Consider the following 21,742-nt stretch of genomic DNA (forward strand, 5'->3'; position numbering starts at 1 on the left):
TGCCCGGCCTGGTCCTCGGCCCGGTGCTCGGCCTGGTCCTGGGGCGTCGCGGCGGGGCCGGTCCGGTCGTTGGAGCTCATGTCGGCTCTTCGCTGCGCTCGCTCATGACGAGGAGCGAGCCTACGCCCCGGCCCGGCAAGCGGCTGTGCCGCACCCGTCGGAGATGAGAAGATTTCCGGGTACGGCGGAGTGGATGGGGCGACCCGGCCCGCGTTGCCTGGAGGTGACCATGCTGTCCTCGCGGCTTCGCATGACCGGCTGGCCCGCGGTGCTGCTCGGCCTCGTCCTGGGGGTCCTCGGGGTGCTGCCGGGGGCCGCGCCCGCTCTGGCGGCCGACGTCTTCGTGCAGCTCAACCCGGACACGGTCCAGGCCGGCAATCTCGTCGGCATCCGGGCCAGTTGCCAGGACAACACCCAGCCGGCCACCGTCGAATCCGGCGCCTTCGGCACCCTGACCGTCCAGCCCCAGCAGAACGTGCTCACCGCGGCCGCGCTGGTGCCCGCGAACACCAGGGCCGGCACGTACCGGGTGAAGCTCAACTGCCCGGGCGGCCCGGACGCCACCGCGAGCCTCATGGTGCTGACGGGCGGGCAACCCAGCCGGGGGCCGGCCACCGGATTCGGCGGCACGGCGGGGGAGCGGCCCGGCGGCGGCCTCCTGCTGGTCGGCCTGACCGCGCTCGTGCTGGGCGCCGTGTTCGGTGTGCTGGCCCTGCGTCGGCGCCCCGCGGTGGTCGGGCTCCGTCTCGACGGCGGCCGCGGCCGCCTCGCGGATCGGGGACCGGACCGCCGGCCGGAAGGCGGTCCCGACGGCCGGGCGGATCGCGGGCTCGACGGCCGGGCCGATCGCGGTCCCGACGGCCGGGCGGATCGCGGTCCCGACGGCCGGGCGGATCGCGGGCTCGACGGCCGGGCCGATCGCGGCCCGGACCGCCGGCCGGTCCGCCACTGACCCGGTCCCGGCGCCGTGGCCACGCTGCACCACACCCACCGCCCGGCGCTGCGACCGCGCCGGCCCGACCGGCCGATGCGCCGGTACGACCGGCCCCGGTCGCGGCGGCGGTGGTTCGGGCCGGCCGCGGTGGTGCTGCTGCTGTTCGGCGTGTTCGCCACCGGCGCCGGCCTCGGCCAGGCCGCGAGCGGCCCGTGGGCCTGGCTCAGCGGCCGTAGCAAGCCGCCGCCCCGATCCTTCCCGGTGCTCGCGCCCAGCCGCCCGGTGCGGGTGGTGGTGAAATCGATCAAGGTGGCGGCGCCGGTCATGCGGGTGGGGCTCGCGGCCGACGGCTCCGTGGCCGTGCCCGACCTGGCCAACCACAACCAGATCGGCTGGTACGACCGTGGGCCGACGCCGGGACAGTTCGGCCCGGCCATCATGGTGGGGCACGCCGACACCAAGACCGGGCCGTCGGTCTTCCACGACCTGGTCCGGCTCCGCCCCGGAGCGCGGATCGAGGTGACCCGCGCCGACCGGTCGGTGGCGCTCTTCGAGGTCAACTCGGTGGAGCACTTCGACAAGGGCAAGCTGCCCGCCCAGCGGGTCTACGGCGACTTCACCCGGCCGCAGCTCCGGCTGATCACCTGCGGCGGCGACTGGCTGGGCGGCAGCGTCGGCTACTCGGACAACGTCGTGGCGTTCGCCTCGCTGATCGGCTCCCGCAGGTTGTAGCCGGGCAAGCTCAAGATCATTGCGTGGGATCGGCGCGCGCCGCCGGCAGGTCGACACCGAAAACCGGCAACGATCATGGCGTCGCCCTCGCCCTCGCCCTCAGCCGGTCAGCGGGACCACCTCGAACTCCAGCAGCGTCGCGCCGCTGGCCACCGGGCGCTGCCCACCGCCATCCCGCCCGCCGCCGTGCGCCTCGCGGGCCGGGCCGGCCGCCCAGGCCCGGTAGGCCTTCTCGGTCTCCCAGCGCGTGTAGACGAAGTATCGGCTCTCGCCGGCCACCGGTCGCAGCAGCTCGAAGCCGAGGAAGCCGGGCACGCCCACCATGGCGGACCGGCGGGCGGCGAACCGCCGTTCCAGCTCGGTTCCGGCGCCCGGCGGGATCTCGATCGCGTTGATCTTTACCACAGCCATGGATCCCACCCTACGCAGCGCCGGCCGGCTCCACGTCGATCACGATGGGGGCATGGTCCGAGGGGCCCTTGCCCTTCCGCGCCTCCCGATCGACGTACGCCGACCGCACGCCGTCGGCGAGCGAGGGGGTGGCGTACACGAGGTCGATCCGCATGCCCTTGTTCTGGTGGAACATCCCGGCCCGGTAGTCCCAGTAGGTGTAGGGGTGCGGCCCCTTCATGGGGGTGGGCACCACGTCCACGAGGCCGAGGTCGCGCAGGTCGGCGAGGGCCTGCCGCTCGGCCGGGGTGACGTGGGTGGACTCGGCGAACAGGCTGGGGTCCCACACGTCCGCGTCGGTGGGCGCGACGTTGAAGTCCCCGCAGACGGCCAGCGGCGCGCCGCCGCCCAGCTCGGTGGCGAGCGCGTCGCGCAGCCCGGCGAACCAGTCCAGCTTGTAGCGGTAGTGCGGCGAGTCCGGGGTCCGCCCGTTCGGCACGTAGATCGACCAGACGCGCGTCCCGGCGCACGTGGCCGCGATGGCCCGGGCCTCCGGTTGGGGGAAACCCGGCTCGCCGGGGAACCCGACGGCGACGTCGGTGAGGCCGATCCGGGACAGCACGGCCACCCCGTTCCACCGGCCGTCGCTGTGGCTGGCCACCGCATAGCCCAGCTCGCCGACCTCGTCGGCCGGGAAGGAACCGTCTGGGCACTTGGTCTCCTGCAGGCACACCACGTCCGGGCCGGTGCCGGCCAGCCAGTCCAGCAGCCGGGGCAGGCGTGCCTTTACCGAGTTCACGTTCCAGGTGGCCAGGCGCATGTCAGCTCCCCGGGTTCTCGCCGCGGTTCTGCTCGGCCAGGAACCGTTCCAGCTCCGCGCCGAGCTCGTCGGCGGTGGGCAGCGGGCCGCCCTGGGAGGCCAGCAGGTTGCTGCCGGTGCGGCCGCGGGTGAACGCGTCGTACTGCTCCTCGAGCGCGCGTACCAGCGTGGCCGCCTCGGCGGTCTCGGCGATCTGCCGGTCGATGTCCGACCGGACCTCCTCCGCGGCGCCGCGCAGCGCGTCGGTTGGCAGCAGCAGCCCGGTGCTGCCGGACACCGAGCCGAGCAGCAGCTCGGCCGCGGCCGGGTAGTCGGTCTGGGCGACGTAGTGCGGCACGTGCGCGGCGAAGCCGAGCGCGTCCCGGCCGCGCTGACCGAGCCGGTATTCCAGCAGGTGGCCGGCGCTGCCCGGCACCTGTACCCGCTGCAACCACGGCTCGTGCCCGACGAGCAGGTCCGGCCGGGTGGCGTGTGCGGTCACCCCGCCGGGGCGGGTGTGCGGCACCGCCATGGGGATCGAGTTGAGCCCCACGGTCAGCCGCACGTCGAGCCGCTCGATCAGGGCGATCACGGCCGCCACGAACCGTTCCCACTGGCTGTCCGGCTCCGGGCCGGTGAGCAGCAGGAAGTCCACGCCGCCGGAGTCGGTGAGGGCCCGCAGCTCCAGCCGGGGATCCTCGTAGCTCTGCCAGTGGTCCTCCACGAAGATCATGGGTGGCCGCCGGGAGCGATAGTCGATCAACTGGTCGACGTCGAAGGTCGCGACGAGCCGTCCGTCGAGGGTCGAGGTGAGGTGTTCCCGGGCCAGCCGGCTGGCGTGCCCGGCGTCCACGAACCCGGTGAGCGCCTGGATCAGCACCGGCTGACCCAGCTCCGGCAGGTCGTCGGCAAGTTCGTACAGCTCGTGCGGATCACGCACCGGTCCAGACCTCCTCAACGCGGCGGCTCGCGCCGGCCGAAACGCCCCCATGGCACAACGCTGCCGTCATCTTCGTCCATCCCAGCCAACCACCCCGACCCGCGGTGCCCGAACGGCGCGGGTGGTGATGTGCGTCTCCGCCGTACCGGCTCGCCCGGGCCGCCGGCCGGCGCGGGCCGGGCGGCGGCCGGCGCGGGCCGGGCCCGGGGGCGGCCGGCGCGGGCCGGGCCGGCGGCATCCGGTTGGCGCGCGGGCGGTTTGGGTAAGGATGGCGGCAACGCCCCGCCCGGGGACGGACAGGAGGAGCGACGATGTCGGTTATCCAGCGGCTCACCGCGTTCCTGCAGTCGCCGCGTGGCCAGCGGATGGTCGCGCGGGGCCGGCAGGAGCTGGCCAAGCCGGAAAACCAGGCCAAGCTGCGCCAGCTTGCGGGCCGGTTCACCAACCGCCGCCGGTAGCGGCGCGGCGCGGCCCCGAGACGACCGGGGGCCGCGCGGCGCCGGCCGCACGCACCCACCCCATCTTCAGGAGGTCCGCGTGACCGACACCGCCCGGCCCGATGACGGTGCCACCCGCGGCGCGGACCCGGCCGGCGGCGACGATCCGGTCGACGGCATCGATCCGGCCGGCCCGGCGGCGCTGCCAGCGAACCTGTGGGACCGGATGCGCGACGATCCGCAGTACGCGCCCGAGCACCTCGCGCTGGAGGCGGTCCGCCGGCTCGGCCCGGAGGCCGCCCGGTGGGCCGAGCGGGCCCGCGCCGCCGGGCCCGAGGTGGCCGGCGACGAGCTGGCCCAGCGGGTGATCCGCAAGTTCCTCAACCTGGCCCGGCTCTCGGGCGCGGTCTCCGGCGCGGCCGGCCTGCCCGGCGCCATCATCGACGTCGGGGTGCTGGCCTGGACCCAGGCCCGCATGGTGCTGCACATCGCCGCCGCGTACGGGGTGGACCCGACGCAGTCCGAACGGGCCACCGACCTGCTGGTGCTGCAACGGGTGCACAAGGTCGCCGAGAGCGCCCGGCTGGCGCTCGGGGTGGCCGCCGGTCGGGAGCGGGCCGGCGAGCTGTTCGCCCGGACCGACACCCCGCTGCGGCAGGCGCTGCTCCGGCTCGGCGTGCGGCTGGCCCGGATGGCCGGTGTCCGGGCGGCCAAGCGGATGCTGGCCAAGGCGGTGCCGGGCGCCGGGGTGCTGCTCGGCACCTGGGCCAACTCCTCGGCCACGGCCGAGCTGGCCCGCCGGGCCCAGGACATGTACCGGCCGGAGCCCGGTCGGGTGCCGGCGCAACGCCAGCCCTGAGCGCCGCCTGCCCATGAGCCCCGCCTGCCCCTGAGCGCCGCCTGCCCCTGAGCCCCGCCTGCCCCTGAGCGCCGCCCCGCCTGGACGCCGGTCGCGGCTGGCCGGTCAGCCGCCGAGCCGCCAGGCCCGCCAGGCCGTGGCGGCGAGGGCTTGCTGCCCGTCCACGTCCGGATGGAAGAAGTCCAGCGGGTTCACCATGTCCTTCGAGAAGGCCACCCGGTGCACGGCGCCGCCGTCGTACCGGCATCGCCTGCCGTAGCCGGAACACGCGGCCGCGAGCTGGTCGTCGTACGCGTCGATCCGGGCCGCGAACGCGGCCCGGCGCCGGACGTCGGTGGCGGACGTCGAGGTCGGGTTGGCCAGCAGCGCCGGGCACACGCCGTGCGCCCACACCCGTACGGCCAGCCGGTCGGTGTGCCCGACGGACCACAGCCGGTTCAGATCGGGGACGCTGGCGACCAGGACCTGCGCCCGGGGGCGGCCGTCGCGCAGGACCCGCAGCGCCCGGTCGACGTCGGCGCGGAACTCGGCGACCGGGGTCATCTGGTCGATGTCCGGACGGCAGGCGTCGTTGGCCCCCACCAGCAGCGTCACGTAGTCGGCCCGGTGCCGCACCGCGGCGCCGGCCTGGTCCGGCAGCGCGGCCGCCCGGGCCCCGGCCACGGCCTCGTTGTGCGGGGTCAGGTCGAGCCCGGGGTCGTCGGCCATCAGCCGGCTGCGGATGCTGTCCACCCGGGTGCTGCTGCCGGTCGACCAGGAGTTGCGCGGGCAGGAGATCAGGCTCAGGCACGAGCCGAAGGCCGTGCTGATGGAGTCGCCCAGCGCCGCGATCGAGGCCGCGTGCCGGTGCGTCGGGGATCGGCTCGGGCCGGGGTGGCCGGTCCCGCCACCCTCGCAGGCGATGCCCACGGCGGCGACGGCGGCCGCGGCCACGGCGGCGATCCAACGGCGAGGCATCCGGCTCCCGAGACGTCGACGGACGGCGATGGCCGGGTAACTCTACGGTGCTTCCGGGCTCCGGGGTAAGGGTCCCGTCGGCGGCCCGACAGGTTAGCCGCCCGCGGGCCCGGGTAGTTGGATCAGATGGCAGCCAGGCAGCAGCCGCGCGGGGCCCGCGGAACGGTCGGGCACGCGTACAGTGCCCTCAACCTGCGGTTGGCCCTGGCCTCGTTCGGCCTGGTGGTCAGCGTCGTCCTCGGGATCCTGGTGCTCCGGGCCGGCTACCGGGTGCCCGCCGCGGTGCTGTTCCTGCTCGCCGCGGTCGCGGTCGTCGACCTGGTCGTCGTGCAACGGCGGCGGGCCGCCCGCCGCCGGGCCGAGCCGCCGGGCTCGCGCCACTCGCTCTTCGAATGAACGGGAGTACGCCGATGACCATGGCCAGCGTCAACCCCGCGACCGGCCAGACCGTGCAGACCTTCGACGAGGCCACCGACGAGCAGGTCGACGCCGCGATCGGCCGCGCCCACGACGCCTATCGGGCGCTGCGCGGCACCACATTCGCCCAGCGCGCCGGCTGGATGAACGCCGCGGCCGACCTGCTGGAGGGCGGCGCCGACGACACCGCCCGGATGATGACCACCGAGATGGGCAAGACACTGGCGGCCGCGAAGGCCGAGGTGACCAAGTGCGCCACGGCCTGCCGCTTCTACGCCGAACACGCCGAGGAGTTCCTGGCCGACGAGCCGGCCGACGCCGACGCCGTGAACCCGACCCGGGCGTTCACCCGCTACCAGCCGATCGGCCCGGTGCTCGCGGTGATGCCGTGGAACTTCCCGCTCTGGCAGGTGATCCGGTTCGCCGCCCCGGCCCTGATGGCCGGGAACACCGGCCTGCTCAAGCACGCCTCCAACGTGCCGCAGACGGCGCTGTTCCTCGAGGACCTGTTCACCCGCGCCGGCTACCCGGCCGGGTCGTTCCAGGCCCTGCTGATCGACTCCAAGAAGGTGGAGCGGGTGCTCACCGATCCGCGGGTCCGGGCCGCCACGCTGACCGGCAGCGAGCGGGCCGGCCGGTCGGTCGCCGAGATCGCCGGCCGGGAGCTCAAGAAGACCGTGCTCGAGCTCGGCGGCAGCGACCCGTTCGTGGTGATGCCGTCGGCCGACCTGGACCGGGCCGCCCAGGTGGCCACCACCGCGCGCTGCCAGAACAACGGCCAGTCGTGCATCGCCGCCAAGCGGTTCATCGTGCACGCCGACGTGTACGACGCGTTCGCCGAGAAGTTCGTGGCGGCCATGTCCGCCCTGCGGGTGGGCGACCCGATGGCGGACGGGACCGACGTCGGCCCGCTGGCCACCGAAAAGGGCAGGGAGGACATCGAGGAGCAGGTGCGGGACGCGGTCGACAAGGGCGCCCGGGTGCTCTGCGGCGGGCAGCGGCCGGACGGGCCGGGCTGGTACTACCCGCCGACGGTGGTGGCCGAGCTGACGCCGCAGATGCGGATGTACGCCGAGGAGGTCTTCGGCCCGGTCGCCGGCCTCTACCGGGTCTCCTCCTACGCCGAGGCTATCGAGCTGGCCAACGGCACGCCGTTCGGGCTGGGCTCGAACGCGTGGACCCGGGACGAGGCCGAGCAGCAGCGGTTCGCCGCGGACCTGGACGCCGGCAGCGTCTTCGTCAACGGCATGACAACCTCGTACCCGCAGCTGCCGTTCGGCGGGGTGAAGAACTCCGGCTACGGGCGCGAGCTGTCGGCCTGGGGCATCCGGGAGTTCTGCAACGTCAAGACGGTGTGGGTCGGCGAGGGCGCGGCGCCGGGCGGCACCGCACACGCCGAATGATCGAGGCCGCCGGGCGACGCGGTTGACCGCGTCGCCCGGCGGGTACCGATCGGCGGCATGACGACGTACGGAATCCACGCCTCCCACGAGCAGATCCACCCCGCCGCCCTCCTGTCCGCGATGGTCCGGGCCGAGCAGGCCGGGTTCGACGCCGCCATGTCCTCCGACCACTTCTCGCCGTGGAGCACCCGGCAGGGCCACTCCGGCTTTGCCTGGTCCTGGCTGGGGTCGGCGCTGCAGGCCACCTCGCTGCCGTTCGGTGTGGTCAACGCGCCCGGCCAGCGCTACCACCCGGCGGTCATCGCCCAGGCCATCGGCACCCTCGCGGCCATGTACCCCGGTCGGTTCTGGGCGGCGCTCGGCACCGGTGAGGCCAGCAACGAGCACATCACCGGCGGCGGGTGGCCGCGCAAGGCGGTACGCACCGCCCGGCTGCGCGAGTGCGTCGGGGTGATCCGCGCGCTGCTGGCCGGCGAGGAGGTCAGCCACGACGGGCTGGTCACCGTCGACCGGGCCCGGCTGTGGACGCTGCCCGAGCAGCCGCCCGCGCTGGTCGGCGCGGCCGTGAGCCCGGCCACCGCGCGCTGGTGCGCGGAGTGGGCGGACGGGTTGATCACGGTGAACGCGCCGGTCGACCGGCTGCGCCGGATCATCGAGGCCTACCGCGAGGCCGGCGGCCGGGGCCGGCTCCACCTGCAGGTGCACCTGAGCTGGGCGCCGGACGAGGCCGAGGCCGCCCGCATCGCCCATGACCAGTGGCGCAGCAACGTCTTCCCGCCGCCGGTGTGCTGGGACCTGGAGCTGCCCGAGCACTTCGACGCGGTCTCCGACCGGGTCCCGCTGGAACAGGTGGCCGACGTCGTGGAGATCTCCGCCGACCTGGACCGGCACGCCGAGAAGCTGCACGGGTACGCCGAACTCGGCTTCGACGAGATCTACCTGCACCATGTCGGGCAGCGGCTGGACCGGTTCATCGACGCGTTCGGCGCAGAGGTGCTGCCGAAGCTGCGGACTGCGTGATCGGGACCAGACCCGGGACCTTCTAGGCTTGCTTCCATGCATGGCTTGTTGGACGTCGTCCTGCTGCTCGCCGTGGCGGTGCTCGGGGCGGCGTTGGCCCGCCGGCTGGGCATGTTGTCGCCCATCGTGCTGGTCGTGGTCGGGCTCGTTCTGTCGTTCGTTCCGGGGATCCTCAACGTTCACCTCGAACCCGAGGTCGTCCTGATCGGGATCCTGCCGCCGCTGCTGTACGTCTCGGCGCTGGAGACCTCGGTGCCGGCGTTCCGCACCAACATCCGGCCCATCCTGCTGCTCGCGGTCGGTTTGGTGATCTTCACGGCGATCGTCGTTGGTGTGGTCGTCCACCTGTTGCTGCCGGCGCTGCCGCTGTCGATCTGCGTGGCCCTCGGCGCGGTGGTGGCGCCGCCGGACGCCGTGGCGGCCACCGCGGTGGCCCGGCGGATCGGGCTGCCCCGCCGGCTGGTGACCATTCTCGAGGGCGAGAGCCTGATCAACGACGCCACCTCGCTGGTGCTGCTGCGGGTGGCGGTGGCCGCGGCCACCGGGCCGGCCCTGAACGCCCTGCAGGTCGGCCGCGAGGTGCTGGTGGCCGCCGGTGGCGGGGTGGTGATCGGGCTGCTCGGGTTCCTGCTGTTCGGCTTCCTGCACAAGCGCGTCCGGGACCCGCTGCTGGACAACGCGCTGTCGCTGATCGCCCCGTTCGCGGTGGTGGCCGCGGCCGAACCGATCGGCGCCTCCAGCGTGGTGGCCGTGGTGGTCACCGGCCTGGGCCTGGGGCACAAGCTGCCGGTGCTGATGTCGGCCGCCTCCCGGCTGCAGATGAGCGCCTTCTGGCGGCTGGTCCGGTTCCTGCTGGAGGGCCTGGTCTTCGTGCTGGTCGGTCTGCAACTGCGTGAGGTGGTGACCGGGCTGGACCGGCCGGTCGCCATCGTGGCCGGGGTCACCGCCGCCGTGCTCGGCACGGTGTTCCTGACCCGGTACGTCTGGGTCTTCCCGGCCACGTACCTGGCTCGGCTGGTGCCCCGGGTCCGTCGCCGCGACCCGTCGCCGCCGGCCAACTTCCCCGCGGTGATCGGCTGGGCCGGCATGCGCGGCGTGGTCACGCTGGCCGCGGCGCTCGCGCTGCCGCTGACCGTGCCGGGCGTGCCGACCTACTCCCGCAACCTGTTCGTCTGGATCGCCTTCGCGGTCATCGTCTTCACCCTGGTCGTCCAGGGCGCGACGCTGCCGGCGGTGGCCCGGCGGCTGCGGCTGCCCTCCGACGACCCGGCGCAGGACGCGCTGGCCGAGGCCGGCATCCAGCAACAGGCCGGCCGGGCCGCGCGGGAGCGGCTGGAGGCGGCCGCCGACGGGGCGCCGGAGGCGGTCGTGAAGCGTCTCCGCCGGTTGGTCGAGGACCGCACCAACTCGGCCTGGGAACGGCTCGGCGGCGACGAGCGGGAGACCCCCTCCCAGGCGTACGGTCGGATCCGGCAGGAGATGATCGACGCCGAACGTGAGGTCTTCCGCAGGGCCCGGGACGACGGCCGGATCGCCGAGGAGGTGCTGGTTCGCGCCTACCGCGACCTGGACCTGGAGGAGTCGATGTTGAGACGGAGTGAGGAATGAGCTGCACCCACCTGGCCGAGGCGGGCACGGTCGAGCCGGAGACGACCGGCGAGTGCCCGGAGTGCGTGGCCGCGGGCGACGACTGGGTACACCTGCGGGCGTGCCTGAGCTGCGGGCACGTCGGCTGCTGCGACTCGTCGCCGAACCGGCACGCCACCAAGCATTTCCAGGCCACCGGGCACCCGGTCATGCGATCCATCCAGCCCGGCGAGAACTGGCGGTGGTGCTTTGTGGACGAGGCCATCGGCTGATCCGCCGGACGCCGCCGTCGCCCGGCCCCGGGGCGCGGCCGTCACCCCGGCGCCGGGGGCCGCCGTCACCCGGCCGCGGGGTGTCGTGGTTTGCCCTCGATCCGCCACAATGAGTGGCCCGGACCGCAGCGGGCGGTTCGGGAGGCGGGAGGCGGCGTGGGCCAGGACAGCGAGCCGGCGGCCGGTCCGGCGATCCCGCCGCCCCGGGTGGTGTGGTTCCGCCGGCTGCGCCTGGTGGCGCTGCTCGTGGTGCTGGTGGTCGCCGGGGTCGCGGTGGCCCGGGTGGTCACCGCCGGCGGGCCGCCGACCCGCCAGGACCTGCTGCGCCGGGCCGGCCTGGCCGGCAAGCAGCAACTGCTCATCGGCGTGAAGGACGACCAGCCGGGGATCGCCCAGGTGGCCCCCGACGGCAGCTACGCCGGATTCGACATCGACATCGCCCTGATGATCGCCGCCGACCTGGGCTTCGCGCCCGGTTCGGTCCGGCTGCTGCCGATCGAGAGCGAGGACCGGATCCGGCGGCAGGCCCGCGACGGCGACCGGTTCGTCACGGTGGACATGGTGGTGGCCTCGTTCAGCATCACCGACGAGCGGGTCCGGCAGGGCGCCACCTTCTCGGCGCCATATCTGAGCACCGAGCAGTCGGTGCTCACGCTCAAGACCGATGAGCGGCCGGTGGACAGCCTGCGCGACCTGCGCGGCCGGAAGGTCTGCACGCTGGCCACCTCCACCGCCGAGCCCAACCTGCGCGACCTGGGCGCGCTGGTGGGCACCCGCAAGCGGGTCAGCGAGTGCGTGCAGGACCTGTACGACGGCCACGTCGACTCGGTGGTCACCGACGCGGCCATCCTGGCCGGCTTCGTGGCGCACCGGCCCGGCGATCCGTGGTCGGTCCAGCGGGCCCGACCGCTGCGGCTGTGGGACATCGGCGAGGCCGGCCAGGAGCTGTACGGGGTGAACACCGGCTCGAACGTGGCCCTGCGCGACCTGGTCGACCTGTCGCTGTACCGCTCGGCGACCGACCCGGAGGACCGGCGGTGGGAGGACGCGTTCGACCGCAACCTGCGCTGGGAGCAGCCGGCCAGCCTGCCCCAACAGGTGGCGGTGGACCAGCAGCCCGCGGCCCGGAAGGTGGAGGTGCGGCAGTGGCCGTGGGAGACGGTGGCCCTGCCACCTCCGGCCCCGTGGCGGCGGGCGGCCCGGAGCGGCGCCCGCGGGCGCGGACGGCCCAGCAGTGGCTGCTGACGCTGCTGCCGGCGTTCCCGGTCCTGCTGCTGGTGCTGCGTCTGTGGCAGCTCAGCCGGCAGGACATGTCCACCATGCTGCTGCTGGTGCAGTACGTCAGCCCGCTGGGCATGCTGAGCGCGCTGCTGATCGCGCTGGTCTGGGCGTTCCCGTTCGGCGTGCTGGTCCTCGGCGTGCTCGGCTGGCTGCTGCGGGTCAGCGCGCCCGACCGGTTCGACCCCGAGCGGTCGCTGCTGGCCTCGGCCGCGGCGCGCACCCCGGGCTGGGTGTTCGGCGCGGCCACCGCGCTGGCCGCCCTCACCTGGCAGCTCCGCTTCCTGCCGGCGCTGCTCATGCTCGCCCTGTGGCTGGCCGGCCTGCGGGCCCGGTACCGGTGGCCGGGGCGGCCGGACCGGCTGCTGGCGGTGGGCGTCGCCGTGCCGGTCCTGGCCGCGGTGCTGGCGTACGGCTGGCTCGGGCCGGCCATCGTGTCGGCCGTGCGGCTGGGTGAGCTGGTCACGGCCGTGCTGCTGGCCCTGCCGCCGGCCGGCGCCGTCGTCCTCACCGGTCCGGTCCCGCGCCGGGCCGCGCCGGCGGTCACGCACGGCACGGCGTACGCGGTGGCCGTGATCGCGCCGCTGGTAATGGGTACGGTGTTCCTTCGGGTCTCGGTGCTGCCCACGGCGGCCGTCGAGGTCGGCCCGGCGCCACCCGCGACCGGTCCGGTCGAGGTGGTGGTCGGGCAGGTGGTGACGGTGACCGACCGGATGACGATCGTGTTGGACCAGCGGGGGAGCGTACGGTTCGTGCCGAACGAGGAGGTGCGAGGTCAGGTGCTCTGCCCCGAGACCGCCCGGATCCCGACCAGCGCCGTGCGGGCGCACGGCTGGCCGGTGGAGGAATCCGCCCTCAACTGGGTGATGCCCCACCGGCCGTTGGCCCCGCCCGATCCACGGTGTTCGGGCCGGGTCGTCCCGGCCCGGGGGCCGGAGGCGCCCCGATGACCCCGGAGATGCCGGCCGAGGTGTCCACCGGACCGGCGGCCGGCGGCCCGGCCATCCCGGCGGGGCCGGCCGGGGCGGAACGCCGGGCAACCCGCGGTGATCTAGTAGAGACAACGGGGCCCGGTGATGGCAGGCTGCCTGCCATGACCCTCAAGCTGCGTTCCGCGGCGGTGAGCGACCAGGGGCTGGTGCGCAGCAGCAACCAGGACTCGGTGCACGCCGGAGAATGGTTGGTGGCCGTGGCCGACGGCATGGGCGGGATGGCCGCCGGCGACCTGGCCAGCGAGATCACCATCGAGGCGATCTCGGGTCTGGACGTGCCCACCGCGGACGACGCCATGGTGGTGGCGCTGCAGGGCGCCATCGAGGTGGCCAGCGGGCGGATCCGGGAGGCGGTCGAGGAGGACCCGACCCGGCAGGGCATGGGTACGACCCTCACCGCGCTGTTGATGTCGGTGAGCGGCACCTGTCTGGCCGTGGCCCACGTCGGCGACTCGCGGGCCTACCTCTTCCGAGACGGCGCCTTCGCCCAGGTCACCCGGGACGACACGTTCGTGCAGATGCTCGTCGACGAGGGCGTGATCACCGCGGAGGAGGCGAGCAGCCACCCGCGCCGGGCGGTGGTGACCCAGGCGCTGCAGGGCGACACGGTACGGGCCGCCTACCTGACCGTCGAGCCGCGCCCCGGCGACCGGTGGCTGCTGTGCAGCGACGGCCTCACCAACGTGGTCCGGGCCGACACCCTCGCCGAGGTGGTGAGCGGGTACGCCGACCGGGAGGCGTGCGCCCGGCGGCTCGTCGACCTGGCCCTGCGCGCCGGCGGACCGGACAACATCACCGTCGTCGTGGCGGACGTGGTCCCGGACGACGAGGTCTGAACCTGTTCGTATCCGGCTTCGCTGGCCCTGCGGGTCCGCGGTGGTGGGTTTCCGCCGGAGCCCGCCCACTCTGGGCGGTCAGGCTTGATCCCGACGTGGGCGGGCTCCGGCGGAAACCCTGTGGTGGTCCGGGTGAGCCCATGGGTCCGGGTTGGGTCCGACGACGCGGAAGGGCCCGGACCGACCGGTCCGGGCCCTTCCGCTGGTGGCTTTGGTGGCTTGCTTTGTTGCTTGTGTTCTCGGGTGCTCGGTGGGGCTCAGTAGGTGTCGACGAGCTGGCCGCGGAGCTTGGTGAGGGCGCGGGCCAGCAGCCGGGAGACGTGCATCTGCGAGACGCCGATCTGGTCGGCGATCTGCGACTGCGTCAGGTTGCCGTAGAACCGGAGGGTGAGGATCTTCTGCTCACGCTCGTCGAGGGTGGCGAGCGCCGGCCCGAGGGCGACACGCAGCTCGGCCAGCTCGAACTCGCCGTCCTCACCGCCCAGCATGTCGCCGAGCTCGGTGGCCCGCTCACCGTCGCCGGTCGGGGTGGACAGCGACACGGCGTTGTACGCCCGGGCGCCCTCCAGGCCCTCCAGGACCTCTTCCTCGGTGACCTTGAGGTGGGCGGCGATGTCGGCCACCGTCGGCGAGCGGCCGAGCGACTGCAGGAGCGAGCTGTTCGCCTCGGAGATCGCGAGCCGCAGCTCCTGGAGGCGGCGGGGAACCCGGATGTCCCAGGTGCGGTCCCGGAAGTGCCGCTTGAGCTCGCCGATGATCGTCGGGATGGCGTAACCGGCGAAGTCGACGCCGCGGCTCGGGTCGAACTTGTCGACGGCCTTGATCAGGCCGACCGACGCGGTCTGGATCAGGTCGTCGCTGGGCTCGCCGCGGCCGCTGTAGCGGTGGGCGAGGTGCTGCGCCAGCGGCAGCCACGCCTCGATCGCCTTCGCCCGCAGGGTGGCCCGGGACGGGTGCCCGGCCGGCAGCGCCGCCATGGCCTCCAGCAGCTCGGTGGCGCTGTCGGTCGACGTTCCGGCGACGCTCGTGGTGCCTGTCGGAGCGGTGGACTGCTTGGTCATCGTCGCGGTCATGGTGGTCCTCCCTGCACCTCGTCCGCGGGCAAAAGACAAGTTGTGCATTTGTGTGTGTCAGTTGGGCCGTTCGAGGGCAACCCTAACCTGATCGGCTCTGAGAAATCTAGCCGAAAGGCCGATGGAGAAAGCTCGCGTAACGGGAGCTTTCCGGACATCGTGCCAAGAATATTTGCGGCAGGGCCACGATCTCAGCGCGGCCGGGTGCGACGAGGGTCACCAGGTCCGCCGGAGCCGGGCCCGGATCGGCCGGCCGTCCGGGTCGTAGATCAGCCGGTAGGCCGGCACCGCCCACAGCTTGGTGGCCGGTCCCAGGTGCTCGGGCCGGTGCGGGCGCAGCCGGCCGGGCGGCCGCGGACCACGCTGGCCGCCGTCGTACCACTCCTGCACCGCCTGCGCGCTGGCGGTGATGGCCGCGACCGCGTCCGCCGGATCCAGCAGGTCGGCGTCCTCGCTGCCGTCCGGCGCCCGGTCCAGATGCTCACGCCACAGCCGCAGGCGCAGGTCCCGGGCGTACCGCCGGGCGCCGTCGCCGAGCCCGGCGGGGTCGGTCGGCGCCCGCTCGTCGCGGGTGTCGTCCAGCACGGCGCAGGACAGCTCGCTGTCGTGCGTCCAGGAGCGCCGGTTGAGGTTGTCGCTGCCCACCGTCGCCCAGACGTCATCGACCACGCAGACCTTGGCGTGCACGTACACCGGGTTGCCGGCGCGGTTCTCCAGGTCGAACACGTGCACCCGGTCCGGGTCGGCGCGCTGGCAGACCTCCAGGGCTATCTCCCGGCCCACCTGGTTGGGTGGCAGGGCGAACCGGCCGTCCACGTCCGGGTACCGCGGCACCACGGCGACCAGATGCAGCTCCGGCTGCTCCCGAAGCGCCGCGGCGAACAACTCGGCCACGTCCTTCGACCACAGGTACTGGTCCTCCACGTAGATCAGCCGCCGGGCCCGGCGGATCACCTTCGTGTAGCCGCGCGCGATGCTCCGCTCGCCGTCCGGCGCGAACCGGTACGCCGGCTTGACCGACGGGTACGTCCGCAGCACCTGGATCCGGTGTGGCCCGGCCGGCGGCGGCTCCGGCGGCTGGTCCGGCAGCGGATCCGGGCGCAGGTCCGCGCCGCGCAGCCGGTCCCGCACGTACGCCACCGGGTTCTCCGAGTCCAGCGGCATCGGGTCGGTCCAGCGCTCCCGGAACAGCGTGTCCAGCGCCCCGACCACCGGCCCGCGCAGCTCCAGCTGGACGTCGTGCCACGGCGGGTGCTCGCCGTACCGCTTGTTCATCTGCAGCGGCTGCGGGTCGCCGTCGTGCGTCGCGTCGTCCCGCCGGCTGTGGCACAGGTCGATGCCACCGGCGAACGCCACGTCCCGCTCGGGCGCGTTGGGGTGGCGCAGCACCACCAGCTTCTGGTGGTGCGAGCCCAGCCGGCGTACCCGCTGGTCGAGCAGCACCTCGCCGCCGGCCGCGCGGACCTGGTCGCTGAGGTTGCGGTTCTCCTCCTCGCTGAACTGGAGCTTGTCGACGTGCGAGCGCCAGATCAACCCCTTGACCACCACGCCCCGCTGCGCCGCCGCGGCGAACAGCTCGGCCACGGTCGGCCCGTCCGGGCGCAACCGTTCGTCCGGGTCGCCCCGCCAGTCCGTGAAGAACAGGTGGTCACCGCGTTCCAGGCCGCTCACCTCGGTGACCAGCCGGTCGAAGTACGCCGAACCGTGCACCAGCGGCTCGGCTCGGTTTCCCGCGCACCAGATGGGTAATCCGGTTGCGGGGTTGGCACGTTCCCGCTCGGTCAGGAACCACTCCTCGATCGACACGTACCGCCCCTTCGAGGTCGACGTCGCCCACACGGTAGGACGCTCGTCATGTTTGCGCATGTCGGGGCCGGTATGCGGGAAGCGATACCGGGCGGGCGCGGACGGCCGCGGACACGAGACGCCAGACCTGGGGAGGTCACGATGACGACGGACACGGCACACACCGACACCGGCAACGACCAGCATCCCGAGGGCGAGCGGGGAATGCTGCTGGCCATGCTCGTGATGGTGCTGCTGGGCGTGGCCGGCATCTTCGTCGCCACCTGAGCCGTTCGCGCCGTCAGGGGCGCTCCGTCCAGAACGACCGGAACGCGGTGAACGGCGGATCATCGCCCGGCTCGGGCACCCGGAAGGCCGCGCAGCGATCCACCAGCGCGGCCCCGGGATCGTTCCCGATGTGCTGCCGGCTCCCGCCCGGGAAGGGATCCGGGATCCGCTCCCAGCCGAGGTTCCGCTCGTAGTACGCCACCGCCGTGCGCACGGACGGGGCCCAGTGGTCGTCGAGCACCACCAGGCCGCCCGGCCGGACGATCCGGCGCAGGAAGTACAGGTCGACGAAGACCTCGTGGAACCGGTGGCTGCCGTCCACGAACGCCGCGTCGGCGACCAGGCCCTCGGCCAGCAGGCCGGGCAGGGCGGTGGAGGACTCCGCCTCGATCTGCGTCGCCACCCGGTCCAGGCCGGCGTCGCGCAACAGGTCCCACCCGACGTTCGACCAGATGCTCTGCTGGAACGGGTCGATGACGACCTGCCGGGGACGCGCCGACCCGACGGTGCTCAGCGCCTCGCCGATGGCCAGGGCGGAGCTGCCGTACGCGAGCCCGATCTCGACCACCGTCTCGGCGCGCTCCGCGACCAGCAGGTCCCGGAGCAGGTCGCAGTCGGGCCGGGGGAGACTCACGGTCTCGAAGTCCAGGCCCTGGCCGCGGGTCCAGGGCGGGCCGTCCCGGTGCAGCCGCCGGCGGACCTCGTCGATCCGGGCGGCGCGTTCGCCATTCGTCATGCGACCAGTCTTCCGGGGTCCACCCCGTGATACGGCGCGGCGGCGGGGCCGCGCGAGGAGGACCGGCTCTGTTACCGTCCTGGAGTTGCGATCGACCGGAGGAGGTGAGTCCCATTACCGCGGTGAACGGTTGGACGCTCCCCTCCGATCCGGCAGCACGGTCCCTCTGACGCGGGCAACCCGCGGGGACGGCCGAGACGGGCGTCCGGAAGCAACCTCACCCCAAACGGCATGACTGGCGTGTTTCGGTTCCCGGCCGGTGCCACCGCGGTCCAGGTCGTGTTCCGGACGTCGTGCGGAACGCGGCCCATTCTCCGCACACCGTCCGCGAGGAGGGCCGAACCATGTCTACCTTCACCGGCTCCGATGGAGCCCACCTTTACTACGAGGACCGGAACCCCGAAAGCGGGCCGCCGATCGTGGCGCTCGCCGGCGGGCCGACGCTGCACCCGCGCTACCTGGGCGACCTGGCCGGACTCGGCCGGGACCGGCGGCTCATCGTCCCGCACCCGCGCGGGGTGGGCGAGTCGCCGTTGCCGGCGGACACCGAGCGGGCGTCCTTCTGGCACCAGGCCGAGGACCTCGAACACCTCCGGGTAGCACTCGGGCTCGACCGGCTGCTGTTGCTGGGCCACTCGGCCGGCACCCGGCTGGCGATCAGCTACGCGGCACGGTATCCGGAGCGGGTGGCCGGGCTGATCCTGGTCGGGCCGCCGGCCGGTTACCTGGTCGACGTCCCGTCCGATGCCAAGGATCTGCTCGACCGCCGCCGCCAAACTCCCGAGCTCGAGGCCGCCGTCGCCGCCTGGGGGGCCGGGCCGGAGACCGAGGATGATCCCGGGTTCAACGCCTGGCAGCAACGGATCGCCCCGATCGGGTACGCCAGCTGGGGGGAGCGGGAGCGGGCGCACGCGGCGGACGGATGGTACAGCTTCGCCGCGTACTGGCCGTTCTTCAGCGTCGATCCGCCTGCGGACCTGGCGGCCCGGCTCGACGCGGTCACCGCTCCGGTCCTGGTCGTGTCCGGCGCGGTGGACTGCAGCGTCGGGGTGGCCCCGGCGCTCGCGGTGGCGGAACTCTTCCCGGCGGGGGAGTCCACGGTGATCCCGGACAGCGGTCACTTCCCCTGGGTCGAGCAGCCGGCGGCCTTCCGCCGCGCGGTCGACGGCTTCCTGGACCGCCTGCCGCTGGCCTGACTCGCCGGTGACGGATACGCCAGCCACCGCATCCGGTCGGGGTGGGGTGGCTGGCGTATCCGCGAGCGGGCCTGGGCCCGTCGCCGGCCGGTGGCGGGGGCGACGGGCGCGTTCAGGGACGGTCGGGTTGGCCGCCGGTGTGCGGGAGGCGCTCGGCCGGCACCACGCCGAACCGTCCGGCCTGGTAGTCCTCGAACGCCTGGATCAGCTCGGCGCGGGTGTTCATCACGAACGGCCCGTAGTGTGCCACCGGCTCGCGGATCGGCTGACCACCCATGACGTACAGCTCGAGGGCGGGCGTGTTGGCGTCCTGGCTCGCCTCGGCGGCGAACCGGATGACGTCGCCGGGCCCGTAGACGGCGAGCTGACCGGTGTGCACGGGCCGCCGGTCGGTGCCGACGGTGCCGCGCCCGGCCAGCACGTACACCAGGGCGTTGAAGTCGGGCCGCCAGGGCAGGTCGACCTGCGCGCCCGGCTGGACCGTCACGTGGCTGATGGTGATCGGCGTGTGCGTCGACCCCGGGCCGCGGTGCCCGGCGATCTCCCCGGCGATCACCCGCAGCAGCGCGCCGCCGTCGGCGGTGGTGAGCAGCGCCGCCTCCTTGCCGCGGATGTCCTGGTAGCGCGGCGGGTTCAGCTTGGCCACCCGGGGCAGATTCACCCAGAGCTGGAGGCCGTGGAACAGACCGCCGCTGACGACCAGGTGCTCCGGCGGCTTCTCGATGTGCAGGATGCCGCGCGCGGCGGTCATCCACTGGGTGTCGCCGTTGGTGATGGTGCCGCCGCCACCGTTGGAGTCCTGGTGGTCGAAGATGCCGTCGATGATGTACGTGACGGTCTCGAAGCCGCGGTGCGGGTGCCAGGCCGTGCCCCTCGGCTCGCCCGGCGCGTAGTCCACCTCGCCCATCTGGTCGAGGTGGATGAACGGGTCCAGCTCGCTCATCGGCACCCCGGCGAAGGCCCGGCGCACCGGGAAGCCCTCGCCCTCGTACCCGCTGGGGGCGGTGACCAGCCGGCGGACCGGCCGGTAGCTGGTGGTGGCGGGGTCCTGCCGGGGCAGGCGGGGCAGGACCAGGACGTCGTCGACGGTGATCGCGGGCATCGGATGCTCCTTATCGAGCCAGGGGTGCGGTGCGGTCGGCGCGCAGCCGGGCGCCGAGCCGCTGGAAGACGCGGGTGAGGCAGGCGATCTCGGCGTCGTCGAGGTCGTCCATGAGGTAGGCGCGGACCGCGGCCAGGTGCGCCGGCGCGGCCTCGCGCAGCGCCAGCAGCCCGGCCGCGGTGAGCACGGCCTCCTGGCCGCGCCGGTCGCCCGGGCAGGTCTGCCGGGCCACCAGGCCGCGGCGCTGCATGGCCGAGATCTGGTACGTCAGGCGGCTCGGCGAGAAGACGAGCCGGTTGGCCAGCTCGCCCATCCGCAGCCGCTGGCCCGGCGTCTCGGAAAGCAGCACCAGCACGTGGTAGTCGGCGAAGCTCAGCGCGCTGCCGGCCCGCAGGTCCTCCTCCAGCCGGGTGAGCAGCAGCTGGCTGGACTCGATGTAGGCCCGCCAGCCGGCCAGCTCCGCCGCGCTCAGGCTCTCCGTCATGCCGCCACGATAGCAGTCATTCAAATTTTAAACAAACCCTTGAGCTTGTGCGGATGCCTACGTCAGAACGGCTCCTTGGAAATTGAAGTTCCGCCCCCGAACCGGCGGTCCGGGCCCCGCGGTGCGAGGATCTTGTGGTGGGCCGGGCGCTACCGGCCCGACGCGTGAGAGGGGACGCAATGCGCTACCGCACCCTGGGCGCCACCGGCACGGTGGTCTCCACCCAGTGTCTCGGCACGATGACCTTCGGGGCCGAGACCGACCAGGAGGGCAGCTTCGCCCAGCTCGACCGGTTCGTCGAACGCGGCGGCACGTTCCTGGACACCGCCGACGTGTACTCGGCCGGCACCTCCGAGGAGATCGTCGGGCGCTGGCTGGCCGACCGCCCCGGAATGCGGGACTCCCTGGTCATCGCCACCAAGGGCCGCTTCGCGATGGGTCCCGGCGGCAACGACGTCGGGCTGTCCCGGGTGCACCTCACCCGGGCCCTGGAGGCCAGCCTGCGCCGGCTCGGCGTGGAGGCCGTCGACCTCTACCAGGCGCACGCCTGGGACCCGCTGACCCCGATCGAGGAGACGCTGCGGTTCTTCGACGACGCTGTACGGGCCGGGAAGATCCGGTACGCGGGCGTCAGCAACTTCACCGGCTGGCAGCTGCAGAAGGCCGCCCTGCTCACCGCGCACCGCGGCCTGAGCCCGATCGTCACCCTGCAGCCGCAGTACAACCTCCTGGTCCGGGACATCGAGTTCGAGCTCGTGCCGGTCTGCCAGAACGAGGGGATCGGGATCCTGCCCTGGTCGCCGCTGGGCGGGGGATGGCTCACCGGCAAGTACCGCCGGGACTCGGCGCCGAGCGGCGCCACCCGGCTCGGCGAGAACCCCGACCGCGGCGTCGAGGCGTATGCCGGGCGCAACGCCGAGGAACGGACGTGGCGGGTGCTCGACGAGGTCGGCCGGATCGCCGAGGCCCACGGCGTCACCATGGCCGCCGTGGCGCTCGCGTGGCTCACCGACCGGCCCGCGGTGACCTCGGTCATCCTGGGCGCCCGCACGCTTGAGCAGCTCGACCAGAACCTCGACGCGGCCGACCTGCGGCTCGACGACGCGGAGATCGGGCGGCTGGACGAGGCCAGCGCTCCGGCCGTGGCCGACTACCCGTACGGCGTGCCCGGGGTCAACCAGCGGGCCCGCGACCTGCCCGCCTGAGGGTCCCCGGCCGGATACCG

At 73.7% G+C, this 21,742-nt stretch carries 24 protein-coding genes; 15 read left to right on the plus strand and 9 right to left on the minus strand.

The window, feature by feature from the left end:
- Nucleotides 1-229: 229 nt before the first annotated feature.
- Together ACFFHU_RS21100 and ACFFHU_RS21105 are read left to right on the plus strand one after the other, a co-directional pair.
- Nucleotides 230-952, plus strand: coding sequence for a hypothetical protein (locus tag ACFFHU_RS21100; protein ID WP_377341460.1), 723 nt, complete (start codon nt 230-232; stop codon nt 950-952).
- A gap of 75 nt (nt 953-1,027) precedes the next feature.
- Entirely contained in the window at nt 1,028-1,666 is a 639-nt protein-coding gene (locus tag ACFFHU_RS21105) for a class F sortase (RefSeq protein WP_377341852.1), read from the plus strand.
- A gap of 99 nt (nt 1,667-1,765) precedes the next feature.
- Here the strand turns inward: ACFFHU_RS21105 and ACFFHU_RS21110 are convergent, their stop codons facing one another.
- Genes ACFFHU_RS21110 through ACFFHU_RS21120 form a run of 3 tightly spaced genes read right to left on the minus strand, consistent with a single transcriptional unit; the run spans nt 1,766 to nt 3,795 of the window.
- Nucleotides 1,766-2,077, minus strand: coding sequence for an antibiotic biosynthesis monooxygenase family protein (locus tag ACFFHU_RS21110; RefSeq protein WP_377341463.1), 312 nt, complete (start codon nt 2,075-2,077; stop codon nt 1,766-1,768).
- A 10-nt stretch (nt 2,078-2,087) separates the two neighbouring features.
- A complete protein-coding gene (locus ACFFHU_RS21115; RefSeq protein ID WP_377341465.1) occupies nt 2,088-2,876 on the minus strand; it encodes an exodeoxyribonuclease III in 789 nt (262 codons plus the stop codon).
- 1 nt (nt 2,877) lies between these two features.
- Nucleotides 2,878-3,795 carry a proteasome assembly chaperone family protein gene (locus ACFFHU_RS21120; protein WP_377341467.1) on the minus strand — a complete coding sequence of 306 codons (918 nt, stop codon included), beginning with the start codon at nt 3,793-3,795 and terminating at the stop codon, nt 2,878-2,880.
- A gap of 311 nt (nt 3,796-4,106) precedes the next feature.
- Between ACFFHU_RS21120 and ACFFHU_RS21125 the strand changes: the two genes are divergently transcribed.
- On the plus strand, nt 4,107-4,253 hold the full coding sequence (locus ACFFHU_RS21125; protein WP_377341469.1) for a hypothetical protein: 147 nt from the start codon (nt 4,107-4,109) through the stop codon (nt 4,251-4,253).
- 79 nt (nt 4,254-4,332) lie between these two features.
- On the plus strand, nt 4,333-5,091 hold the full coding sequence (locus ACFFHU_RS21130) for an EcsC family protein (RefSeq protein WP_377341471.1): 759 nt from the start codon (nt 4,333-4,335) through the stop codon (nt 5,089-5,091).
- A 105-nt stretch (nt 5,092-5,196) separates the two neighbouring features.
- Here ACFFHU_RS21130 and ACFFHU_RS21135 read toward each other — a convergent pair whose 3' ends face one another.
- On the minus strand, nt 5,197-6,048 hold the full coding sequence (locus tag ACFFHU_RS21135; protein ID WP_377341473.1) for a GDSL-type esterase/lipase family protein: 852 nt from the start codon (nt 6,046-6,048) through the stop codon (nt 5,197-5,199).
- A 126-nt stretch (nt 6,049-6,174) separates the two neighbouring features.
- On the opposite strand from ACFFHU_RS21135, the gene ACFFHU_RS21140 reads away from it, so the two are divergent.
- The 8 genes from ACFFHU_RS21140 (at nt 6,175) to ACFFHU_RS21175 (ending at nt 13,853) form a co-directional block, all read left to right on the plus strand.
- Nucleotides 6,175-6,444, plus strand: coding sequence for a DUF6343 family protein (locus ACFFHU_RS21140; protein ID WP_377341474.1), 270 nt, complete (start codon nt 6,175-6,177; stop codon nt 6,442-6,444).
- A gap of 14 nt (nt 6,445-6,458) precedes the next feature.
- A complete protein-coding gene (locus ACFFHU_RS21145; RefSeq protein ID WP_377341476.1) occupies nt 6,459-7,868 on the plus strand; it encodes an NADP-dependent succinic semialdehyde dehydrogenase in 1,410 nt (469 codons plus the stop codon).
- 57 nt (nt 7,869-7,925) lie between these two features.
- On the plus strand, nt 7,926-8,888 hold the full coding sequence (locus ACFFHU_RS21150; protein ID WP_377341478.1) for a TIGR03885 family FMN-dependent LLM class oxidoreductase: 963 nt from the start codon (nt 7,926-7,928) through the stop codon (nt 8,886-8,888).
- Between the two features lie 36 nt (nt 8,889-8,924).
- Nucleotides 8,925-10,496: a Na+/H+ antiporter gene (locus ACFFHU_RS21155; RefSeq protein ID WP_377341480.1), complete on the plus strand. Its 1,572-nt coding sequence runs from the start codon at nt 8,925-8,927 to the stop codon at nt 10,494-10,496.
- Nucleotides 10,493-10,747, plus strand: coding sequence for a ubiquitin carboxyl-terminal hydrolase 14 (locus tag ACFFHU_RS21160; RefSeq protein ID WP_377341482.1), 255 nt, complete (start codon nt 10,493-10,495; stop codon nt 10,745-10,747). The genes ACFFHU_RS21155 and ACFFHU_RS21160 overlap by 4 nt, the downstream gene beginning before the upstream one ends.
- Nucleotides 10,748-10,903: 156 nt before the next feature.
- On the plus strand, nt 10,904-11,992 hold the full coding sequence (locus tag ACFFHU_RS21165) for a transporter substrate-binding domain-containing protein (RefSeq protein WP_377341483.1): 1,089 nt from the start codon (nt 10,904-10,906) through the stop codon (nt 11,990-11,992).
- Entirely contained in the window at nt 11,932-12,975 is a 1,044-nt protein-coding gene (locus tag ACFFHU_RS21170) for a hypothetical protein (RefSeq protein ID WP_377341485.1), read from the plus strand. Before ACFFHU_RS21165 ends, ACFFHU_RS21170 begins: the two co-directional genes overlap by 61 nt.
- Nucleotides 12,976-13,118: 143 nt before the next feature.
- A complete protein-coding gene (locus ACFFHU_RS21175; RefSeq protein WP_377341487.1) occupies nt 13,119-13,853 on the plus strand; it encodes a PP2C family protein-serine/threonine phosphatase in 735 nt (244 codons plus the stop codon).
- Between the two features lie 257 nt (nt 13,854-14,110).
- On the opposite strand, the gene ACFFHU_RS21180 is transcribed toward ACFFHU_RS21175, so the two are convergent.
- Together ACFFHU_RS21180 and ACFFHU_RS21185 are read right to left on the minus strand one after the other, a co-directional pair.
- Nucleotides 14,111-14,926, minus strand: a complete 816-nt coding sequence (locus tag ACFFHU_RS21180) for a SigB/SigF/SigG family RNA polymerase sigma factor (protein ID WP_377341489.1) — start codon at nt 14,924-14,926, stop codon at nt 14,111-14,113.
- 216 nt (nt 14,927-15,142) lie between these two features.
- The gene (locus tag ACFFHU_RS21185) at nt 15,143-16,792 is read right to left on the minus strand and encodes a phospholipase D family protein (protein ID WP_377341491.1); all 1,650 of its coding nucleotides are present in this window, start codon (nt 16,790-16,792) and stop codon (nt 15,143-15,145) included.
- 81 nt (nt 16,793-16,873) lie between these two features.
- Between ACFFHU_RS21185 and ACFFHU_RS21190 the strand changes: the two genes are divergently transcribed.
- The gene (locus tag ACFFHU_RS21190; protein ID WP_377341493.1) at nt 16,874-16,999 is read left to right on the plus strand and encodes a hypothetical protein; all 126 of its coding nucleotides are present in this window, start codon (nt 16,874-16,876) and stop codon (nt 16,997-16,999) included.
- A 13-nt stretch (nt 17,000-17,012) separates the two neighbouring features.
- On the opposite strand, the gene ACFFHU_RS21195 is transcribed toward ACFFHU_RS21190, so the two are convergent.
- A complete protein-coding gene (locus ACFFHU_RS21195; RefSeq protein ID WP_377341495.1) occupies nt 17,013-17,735 on the minus strand; it encodes a class I SAM-dependent methyltransferase in 723 nt (240 codons plus the stop codon).
- A gap of 344 nt (nt 17,736-18,079) precedes the next feature.
- Between ACFFHU_RS21195 and ACFFHU_RS21200 the strand changes: the two genes are divergently transcribed.
- The gene (locus tag ACFFHU_RS21200; protein WP_377341497.1) at nt 18,080-18,931 is read left to right on the plus strand and encodes an alpha/beta fold hydrolase; all 852 of its coding nucleotides are present in this window, start codon (nt 18,080-18,082) and stop codon (nt 18,929-18,931) included.
- A 112-nt stretch (nt 18,932-19,043) separates the two neighbouring features.
- Here ACFFHU_RS21200 and ACFFHU_RS21205 read toward each other — a convergent pair whose 3' ends face one another.
- Together ACFFHU_RS21205 and ACFFHU_RS21210 are read right to left on the minus strand one after the other, a co-directional pair.
- Complete coding sequence (locus tag ACFFHU_RS21205; RefSeq protein WP_377341498.1) at nt 19,044-20,033, minus strand: pirin family protein; 990 nt, start codon at nt 20,031-20,033, stop codon at nt 19,044-19,046.
- Between the two features lie 10 nt (nt 20,034-20,043).
- Nucleotides 20,044-20,517, minus strand: coding sequence for a MarR family winged helix-turn-helix transcriptional regulator (locus ACFFHU_RS21210; RefSeq protein WP_377341499.1), 474 nt, complete (start codon nt 20,515-20,517; stop codon nt 20,044-20,046).
- 179 nt (nt 20,518-20,696) lie between these two features.
- Here ACFFHU_RS21210 and ACFFHU_RS21215 point away from each other — a divergent pair, with 179 nt between their 5' ends.
- Nucleotides 20,697-21,722 carry an aldo/keto reductase gene (locus ACFFHU_RS21215; RefSeq protein WP_377341501.1) on the plus strand — a complete coding sequence of 342 codons (1,026 nt, stop codon included), beginning with the start codon at nt 20,697-20,699 and terminating at the stop codon, nt 21,720-21,722.
- Nucleotides 21,723-21,742 lie beyond the last annotated feature (20 nt).

Source organism: Plantactinospora siamensis (assembly GCF_042434095.1).
Classification (GTDB): Bacteria; Actinomycetota; Actinomycetes; order Mycobacteriales; family Micromonosporaceae; genus KBS50.